This is a genomic window from Desulfobacter sp. UBA2225, assembly GCF_002348205.1.
Lineage (GTDB): Bacteria > Desulfobacterota > Desulfobacteria > Desulfobacterales > Desulfobacteraceae > Desulfobacter > Desulfobacter postgatei.
Map to the genome: position 1 here is coordinate 1 of NZ_DDYV01000223.1, position 8,782 is coordinate 8,782.

8 protein-coding genes and 1 riboswitch are annotated in these 8,782 nt (G+C 47.1%); of the genes, 7 read left to right on the plus strand and 1 reads right to left on the minus strand.

Translation table 11 applies throughout. From position 1 onward, the window contains the following. Positions 1 to 38 precede the first annotated feature (38 nt). On the minus strand, positions 39 to 1,328 hold the full coding sequence (gene thiC, locus B3D59_RS11290) for a phosphomethylpyrimidine synthase ThiC (RefSeq protein WP_286819843.1): 1,290 nt from the start codon (positions 1,326 to 1,328) through the stop codon (positions 39 to 41). An 86-nt stretch (positions 1,329 to 1,414) separates the two neighbouring features. Further along, a riboswitch (TPP riboswitch) is annotated at positions 1,415 to 1,526 on the minus strand. Positions 1,527 to 1,872: 346 nt separating this feature from the next. On the opposite strand from thiC, the gene B3D59_RS11295 reads away from it, so the two are divergent. From B3D59_RS11295 to B3D59_RS11325, 7 genes are all read left to right on the plus strand, one after another. Further along, entirely contained in the window at positions 1,873 to 2,415 is a 543-nt protein-coding gene (locus tag B3D59_RS11295) for a GspH/FimT family pseudopilin (protein ID WP_286819844.1), read from the plus strand. Between the two features lie 38 nt (positions 2,416 to 2,453). Further along, complete coding sequence (locus B3D59_RS11300) at positions 2,454 to 3,152, plus strand: prepilin-type N-terminal cleavage/methylation domain-containing protein (protein WP_286819845.1); 699 nt, start codon at positions 2,454 to 2,456, stop codon at positions 3,150 to 3,152. Positions 3,153 to 3,155: 3 nt separating this feature from the next. After that, complete coding sequence (gene pilV, locus B3D59_RS11305) at positions 3,156 to 3,587, plus strand: type IV pilus modification protein PilV (RefSeq protein WP_286819846.1); 432 nt, start codon at positions 3,156 to 3,158, stop codon at positions 3,585 to 3,587. 44 nt (positions 3,588 to 3,631) lie between these two features. Further along, entirely contained in the window at positions 3,632 to 4,225 is a 594-nt protein-coding gene (locus B3D59_RS11310) for a pilus assembly PilX family protein (protein WP_286819848.1), read from the plus strand. 54 nt (positions 4,226 to 4,279) lie between these two features. Continuing rightward, positions 4,280 to 7,606 carry a pilus assembly protein gene (locus tag B3D59_RS11315; RefSeq protein ID WP_286819849.1) on the plus strand — a complete coding sequence of 1,109 codons (3,327 nt, stop codon included), beginning with the start codon at positions 4,280 to 4,282 and terminating at the stop codon, positions 7,604 to 7,606. Between the two features lie 25 nt (positions 7,607 to 7,631). Beyond that, the gene (locus tag B3D59_RS11320; RefSeq protein ID WP_286819850.1) at positions 7,632 to 7,973 is read left to right on the plus strand and encodes a hypothetical protein; all 342 of its coding nucleotides are present in this window, start codon (positions 7,632 to 7,634) and stop codon (positions 7,971 to 7,973) included. A gap of 300 nt (positions 7,974 to 8,273) precedes the next feature. After that, the coding region (locus tag B3D59_RS11325; protein WP_286819851.1) for a Uma2 family endonuclease at positions 8,274 to 8,782 on the plus strand (509 nt) is incomplete at its 3' end.

The following is an 8,782-nucleotide window of genomic DNA, read 5'->3' on the forward strand; positions in this document are numbered from 1 at the left end:
GCACCCCTTCCTCTACTCTACTGGTAAACACTCAATGCTTAATGCTTAAGCAGATTCGCCGTACGTTTAACAGCGCAAAAATCACCACACATGGTACAGACATCTTGTTCCTCGGGTTGCGAAGATTTTCGGAAACTCCTTGCCTTTTCCGGATCCAGGGCGCAGTCGAACTGACCCTCCCAGTCCAGCTCACCCCGGGCTTTGCTCATTTTATGGTCAATAATCTCGGCCCCTTTAAGCCCCTTGGCCAGATCTCCGGCATGGGCGGCGATCCGCGATGCCATAATACCTTCTTTAACATCGTCTGCGGTTGGCAAACGCAGATGTTCGGCCGGGGTGACATAACATAAAAAGTCGGCACCATGCATAGCGGCCAGGGCACCACCGATGGCGGAGGTGATATGATCGTAGCCGGGGGCAATATCGGTAACCAGGGGACCAAGCACATAAAACGGGGCGTTGTGGCAAAGCTTTTTCTGAAGTTGCATGTTCATTTCTATCTCATGCAGCGGCACGTGACCCGGCCCTTCAATCATGACCTGCACATTTTTTTTCCAGGCCTGCTTGGTCAGTTCTCCCAGGGTGATCAGTTCCTCGATCTGGGGGGCGTCTGTTGAATCCTTTATGGCACCCGGCCTGAGTCCGTCCCCCAGGCTGATGCAGACATCATGGGCCTGGCAAATATCCAGTAGACGGTCAAAGTGTTCATAAAAAGGATTTTCGTTGCCGGTTTTTTCCATCCATTCGAACAGAATAGCCCCGCCTCGGCTGACAATGCCGCACAATCGAGGATTGGTTTTTATGCTTCGGGCACATTTTTGGTTAAGTCCGGCATGAATGGTAATGAAATCAATCCCGTTGGCGGCATGGATCTCAACGGTTTCAAACCACTCTTCGAGGGTTATCTCCTCTGTGGGTTTTCCGGTACGGGTTAAGGTGTCATAAATGGGGACCGTACCGATCATCACAGGAATTTGTTTCACCAGACGCTTTCGAAATGTTTCAGTGTCGCCGGATACACTCAGGTCCATGACGGCATCTGCCTGGTATTCTATGGCCAACTGCGCTTTTTTTATTTCCGAATCAAAACAGCAGACATCTTTGGATACGCCTAAATTGACGTTAATTTTGGTTTTAAGTCCTTTTCCCACACCTGCCGCTTTCAGGTTTAAATGATGTTTATTGGCAGGGATAGCAATTCGACCCTGGGCAAGGCCCTCCATGAGCTCCTCTTTTGAAATGGATTCATTGGCGAGAACCTGTTCCATCTGAGGGGTGAGAATGCCTTTTCGGGCTGCATCCATCTGAGTCGTATATGACTGTGACATATGTACATCTCCTGTTTTATATTTCTATCTATAAATATAGGGGGAAACTGAAACGAAAGGGCCGGGAAATGACAGACAAGCTCTATGCCAAAGCTTCAACCACATTTCCTACGCCGGTACGAACCGGATCAGGTTCCAAGGGTTGAAGTCTTGAGCCAACTTCTCTCAGCTTTTACGAAAGCACCCCCGTGATTAACTGGAATGTCACATACTTGATTCGGAAGGTTCTGTCAATGGATTAAGAGTCTGTTTGGCAATCAGAGGTTTTGAATAGAATTTAAATTTATAAATACAATGCATTGAAATAAAATCAAAACGATGAAATATAATCAATTCGATTTATTCCAATGGCAGACTGGCTTTCAAGAGAATCAAGGGCGAGCCTGCCTCTGTCAGGACAAACGCATTAAAAATTGACACACTTTTTGATTTTGGCATAATAATTGAATAATAAATTTAATAACGCCCACTCAGCTGGGGCTGAACCCAATTTTATAACCAACTACACTTACTATGAAAATATTTTAGTTATAAAGTAGAATTCATGAATAACAAAATATTAAAAACTGCCACAGGTTTTACGTTGTTGGAAATCATTATTGTATTGGCGATCATGGCAATCGCCATGACCATTGCAATCCCAAATGTCATGTCCTGGTTGCCCAATTATCGCTTAAAAGCGGCGGCACGTGACCTCTATTCCAATATGCAGAAAGCCAAATCTGAAGCGCTTAAACGCAATTGCAGTGTAGGCATTACCTTTTCAACGGTGACGTTCCCGACTCAGGGGGGAGAATATACGGTCTTTCTTGACAATGGTGATGGTGCAGGAACCGCTGATAACGCAATACAAGACGGTGGAGAAGTAACGTTGCTAGCGGTTGCAATGCCCATAGGTTGCACACTTTACCAAGCCAGCTTTAGCGGAACACCAATGACTGGCTATAATTCCCGTGGATTCCCCCTTGGCAACAGGACAGGTTCTGCAAGATTAAGGAACAATAATTCAGTCTGGTATGAGATGGCTTTGTCCAATTCAGGATATCCGAAAATACGAAAAAGTCATGACGGAACAAATTGGAACTGATGCAAGAGGGATTAAACCAATATACAGATGGGGAAATAATGAAAAAATATATATCGCCATGCATGGAAAATGCCGGTTTTACCCTGATTGAAGTTCTCTCCGCTCTTGCCATTTCCAGTATTCTCTTAGTAGGGGTTTACGCACAGTTCACATCCCAACAGGCTAGTTATATAGCCCAGGATCAGGTGGTGGAAATGCAGCAAAACCTGCGTGCCGGAATCGGCTATATGACTCAGGAACTGTGCATGGCCGGATATGACCCTTACAGATCAGGGACGGCAGGTATTGAAACAGCAAATTCGACCAGTGTTGTTTTTACCTATGTTGCTGATGATGACGGGTTGGATAACGATAATGCCGATGGTGACAACGACACATCCACCGGTGTGGATGAGCCGGGCGAATTACAAACCGTTACTTTTGATTTATATGATGCCTATGGCGATGGAGACAATGATATCGGCAGGCAAGTGGGTGGAATTAAACGTGCCATTGCCGAAAATATTGAAGCGCTGGAATTTCTTTACCTTGACTCCGCTGGCGCTGTGGTGACCGATCCGGATAAAATAAAAACAGTACAGATTTCTCTTCTGGCCCGCGTGGGGAAGCAAGACCGTAATTTTTCCAATAACAAAACCTATACGTCCGCATCCGGGGATGTCTGGGGACCTTACAATGACGGGTTCAGACGCCGCTTTCAGATTGTAACCATCTACCTCAGAAATACGGAGAGTTGACCCGTGAATAAGCCGCAAAGTCATAATGATGCCGGTTTCACTCTTATTGAAGTGCTTATTGCGCTGATGGTTTTCAGCATCGGCATTCTCGGCATTTCTCTGATGCAGTTACAGGCTATTCGGGGCAACAGCGTGGCCAATCATCTGACTGAAGCCACGGTGTTCGGCAGTGACCAGATTGAACAAATGCTGTCCTGGGACTATGACGACGACAATCTCAAATCGAACAACAACTATACCTATACGCTGCCCGATGGTACTACTACTATTACTGCAGATGGCCATCAGGCTGATAGCGATAACTTCTGTGAGGCATATTGGCATATCACCGACAATACCCCGGTCACGGGCAGTAAAACAATTGATGTTACAGTGTTCTGGAATCAAAAAGGAGCGCTGAAAAGTTTCAGCCTTTCGGTTGTCAAGGCGCAATAGTGTGAGCTTTTTTTTGAGGATACATCCAACGAATTGAGGTAGATATGAAGCCGCTTGATCATGTGAACAACCAACAGGGTTTTGCTTTGATATCCGTAATGCTTTTTCTGGTATTGCTGACTGTCATCGGTATTGCGGCGCTGAATACAACCGGCGTGGAGCTGCAGATAACCGGGAATGACCGGATTTACAGAACGGATTTCTATAACCAGGAAATGAGCCTGGCTGCCGGGAAGCTCAATTACAGAACCTGGCTTACGACTGGTTACCTGACATCGGATGAAAGCACTGCCTATTTTCCCCAGGCGGGAAGTGATGATAATGGTAACGGCATTACTGATCTCAGTGAAATGATCAAAAATGGCGAGGTTATCGGGAGTTACAGGATCAGAAACAATGTTTCCACCGCGACCGACATCAGTGCCTGGGAAGACCTGTCCGCCTTCGGCAGCGCTGCCGACCACCCGGCCAACCAGGTGCCGGTTCTGAATCACCGAGACAAACCCCTGCCGGGAAGCGGCTACGATCCCAAGAACTTTGAAATCCGCCGTTTTACCATTACGGCCTATTCCGTTAAGAATGACCGCAAGGTGATTTTGCAGGAAGGCGTTTACAAGGTGTTTAACAAATATGAATAAGTTCCGATCAATAAGCCTCTGGAATTTCCGGATGCTAAGTCAGGAGGAAAAAATATGAAAACCAAACTGTTATTGTTATTGGGACTAATCGCATGGACATCATTTGCCCTCGCGGAAGATGTCGATATTTACGGCGTCTCGAATATTGAGGTCAAGCCTAATGTCCTGATTATTCTAGACAACTCCGGAAGCATGGCGACAAAAGACGTGCCAAGCAACCAGAATGATGATTATGATCCTGCCACCATTTATTCCGGATCGTATGAAAAAAACAAAGTTTATTATAAATATTATGGGTCATGGCAACTCTATTTTTCCGATATCACGTCACCATACTGGCAATGCTCCGTTGCTAAAACCGACCTTCTCAGCAAAGGATACTGGACGGGCAGGCTGTACAAAAACTACCAAAACAAAGTAACCTGTTCATCCAATGGGACTTCCAGAGATTACGCTCTGGGCAATTACCTGAATTTTGCAGGGGGAGGCGCAGACCGTTCGCGCATGGAAGTTGCCAAGGAGGTCGTTGCCAACCTGATTATCGATAACAACGAGAATGTCAACTTCGGACTGATGGCGTTTAATTACGAGCACGGAGGGAAAGTTGTTGCCAACTGTGGGGCGACTCAGGCGACGCTCGTCGGAACTTATGACCCCGCAACGAGTGCGATGGCGGACTCGGCTCAATCTGCATACGGAGCCGTCGGTCTGTTGAAATCAGATACCTGGACGCCACTTGCGGAAACCCTGGCCGAAGCCGGGCTCTATTTCGCCGGCAAAGCAAGTTGGTTCAACAGTGGCATCACCTACACCAGCCCCATAGAATACCGTTGCCAGAAAACCTACATCATCCTGGTGACGGACGGCGAGCCGACCAAGGATGACGATAAATTCGCGAGCAAAAAATATATTATCGACAGTTACCTGTCGGACAGCCATACTGATACTTATAACAGCAGTGGTTATGACTATGATATGAATCAGAGCCACTACAGTTTTCTGGATGATGTCGCCAATTTTCTCAAACACACTGATGTCCTTTCGGACCTGGGCAAAACGGGTGACTTTGAAGATCAGACCATAACGACCTATACTATTGGTTTTCAGACAGCACAGGACCTGCTCTCCTTGACAGCAACCCGCGGCGGCGGCGAATACTATCAGGCGACCAATGCGGGAGAACTTGGCGTGGCCTTGAACAGCATTATCGTGGCCATTAAGGAACAGAACGAAATTTTTACCGCAGCGGCAGTGCCGGTCAGTCGCGCGAACAAGGCCTACGCCGGCAATTATGTTTACTACGGCATGTTCCAGCCCACCAACACTGGCAACTGGTACGGGAATCTGAAAAAATATGGCATTACCGATGACGGCGTCATTCAGGATAAGAACGGCATCGCCATTGAGAGTGGCGGCACGGTGGTTGACAATGCCGTCTCATACTGGAGTAATGCGGCGGATGGTCCCAAGGTGACCGCAGGCGGCGCTGGTGAAGTTCTGCAAGATCGGGCGACGGACCGGGATATCTACACCTATACCGGAACAACGTCGGACCTGACGGCCTTAAGCAACAAGTTTAGCACAGACAACTCCACCACTCTCAACACGTATACCGACCTGACCGACACGGTCATTGATGCTGTGCGTATCGGTGTGGCCGATGACTGGCCGCTGGGAAGTCTGCTACACTCCCAGCCTATAGTTGTGCATTATGATACGAACAACGATGGCACTGAGGACCATTCGATGATCTATGCCGGGGCTAATGACGGCATGCTGCACTGCTTTGACGATGAAGACGGAAAAGAACTGTGGGGCTTTATTCCCCAGGACCTTTTGGGCAATCTGAGTTCCAAGGTGGGCTCCTCCGGCCTGGAATATTTCGTTGACGGGACGCCGGTCTATTACCACTACGATCATGACAATTCATCCAGCACACAGGACAAGAAGCTGCTCATTTTCGGCGAACGCCGCGGGGGCAAGCATTACACCGCCCTGGATATCAGCAGCTACAGCGCGCCGGCCTTCAAATACAGCATTACTCCCGATATCCTGGGCACGGAAGAACTCGGACAGTCTTGGACGGATCCCCAGGCGCTTCAAATGGGGCATATGGATGGCGCCACCTATAAAACAAGGGATGTTTTTCTCATGGCCGGAGGCTACGATATCAACCAGGATTTACTCCCCACAGGCACCCCTGCAATAAATGCAACTGATTCTATGGGGCGGGCGGTGTACACAGTTGATGCCCAGACCGGTACTCTGTTCAGTAATTTTTTGTTCAGTCATGACAACTACAGTGCCATGACCCACTCCATTATCGCGGTCTCAGGTTTTGAAAACCCCAAGACCCGCACCACCACCCGGGTGTATGCCGGAGATATGAACGGCAACCTGTTCGCCTTTCGGGATGATATTTTCCATCGCAACACCAGCATCAGCAAAGCATCTGCCTTCGATGGGAAGTACGACGGGCAGGAAGACGGCGTCTGGGGACAGAGGCTGAAACTCTATGCGTTGCCGGGCAAAAAGATCTTCTACGCCCCCACCATTCTGAATGAGTACTTTCCGGTCGAGTTCACCTATGAAGCCGGGGAGAAAAGTGACAAAGAGGAAACGGTGCTCGAAAAACGCGTGGGCGATTACGCCTTTTTCGGAACCGGTGATCGGGAACATCCGGAAAGGACGGATATCCTCAATGGATTTTACGCCATCAAGAACAACTGGCAATGGTCAAGCGAATCCCCAGTGATCGTTGAGGCTTACGTCGATAAAACCGATGGAAAGGTCAAGGCAAAGAATGACGGTCATACCGTCGTCGGTGGTGAAGACGACCCTGACGAATTGTTCCTTCTCGATGTGACCGATGATCTTCTTCAGAATGAGGAGGCTGATTCGGATGTCAGCCTGCGTTATACTAATTATGTAAAAAGTGCTATAGATCACGAAAACAATAGGGGCTGGTTTATCCTTCTGAAGGAGGCGAACGGCAGCCAGGTGGGCGAAAAGGTAGTCTCTTCCCCTCTGATCTATGACGGTGTAATCTATTTTTCCACCTATGTTCCTGATGATGACGATGAGGATAACAGTGATGATCCATGCGCTGTTTCCGGGGCCGGGGGCAATGGCTATCTTTACGCTCTCGGTTATAAGTACGGGGAGGCTGCCATTAATTACGATACCGATAATGATGATGGAGAAGAAAAAGTTCTGGGGCGGCAGGACCGACGTAAGAAGCTTAAAAATAAGGGTATTCCACCCCAACCGGTCCTGGTTGTCCATGAAGGAAAACCGACAATTATTATCGGCTTTGAAACAACCGATCCAATAGCTCCAGTCGGCTTGGAAAGAGCATTCTGGCGCCAACTTAACAAATAATAACACCATCGTTCAGGAGACTTTTATGCTGAAGAAAATACTCTCCCTGGCTGTGTTTGCCCTGCTTCTCCTTAACGGAATGTGTGGCATGGGCATAGCCGCTGAGAATGAATCCGTTTTTTTTGAACTTAACGCCAAGGTAATGGACATTGATCCAATCAGGGACCTGGCAATAATTGCCGAAAAAGAGTTTAAACTCATCTCTCATTATGATGAAAAAGGTAAAAAGACCTGGGATACGCTTTTTCTGGACAAAGAAGGCAATCAGATTACCCCGAATCAGATTAAAAAGAGAGACAGAGTCCTGGTGCGTGGAAAAACCGATAACGGAACGATCATTGCGAGGGAAATAATTTTACTTGAATGAGAATTTGGGGAAAGCAATCCTATATATCGGGATTTGGGGTCACCCATTAAAGGCCGGCTCACCCTTGATTTGGATTGATTGTAACGGATTTGGGGGACCCGTTCGTAAGCCTCCCAATGAATCCGCAATAATCAAGGCTTGACCCCTCTTCTTTCTTCTTCTTTCTGGGTTAACGATCTAAAGGATCTTTACACGGCTGACAGCAAATACTATAAGAACGGGACATTAACCAAAAATAAGAACAGATACCTATTCCAGGCAGATCTCGCCGAAGCATGGTAGAAATTTAAGAAGGGAAAAATGACCGCACAGCCCCAAGAAAAAAATAAAATGACACCAAGGGAATACCTTACGCGTGAAAGAAGTTCTTTTGATATTAAACATGAATTTTTTAACGGTGAAATTTTCGCTATGGTTGGCGCCGGAAGAAATCATAACCGTATCAATGTTAACCTCACAAGAGAATTAGGTAACGATTTTAAAGCCAATCAGTTCGCTTGTGATCTATTCTCCAACGACATGCGGGTAAAAATTGAAGATAGCTATGCCTACCCTGATATTGTCATCTTCTGTGGAGATGCAAAATTTGAGGATAATGAATTTGATACGCTGACAAACCCGGTTATCATTATGGAAATTCTTTCAGATTCAACAGAGGCATTTGATAGAGGGGATAAATTTGCTTATTACCGAGCGATCCCCACACTTAAAGAATATATTCTTATTTCTCAAAAAAAAATCCGGGTTGAACAGTTCATACTTAGGGATGATAACAAATGGGAATATCGTGTCCTTTCGGCAAGCATGCG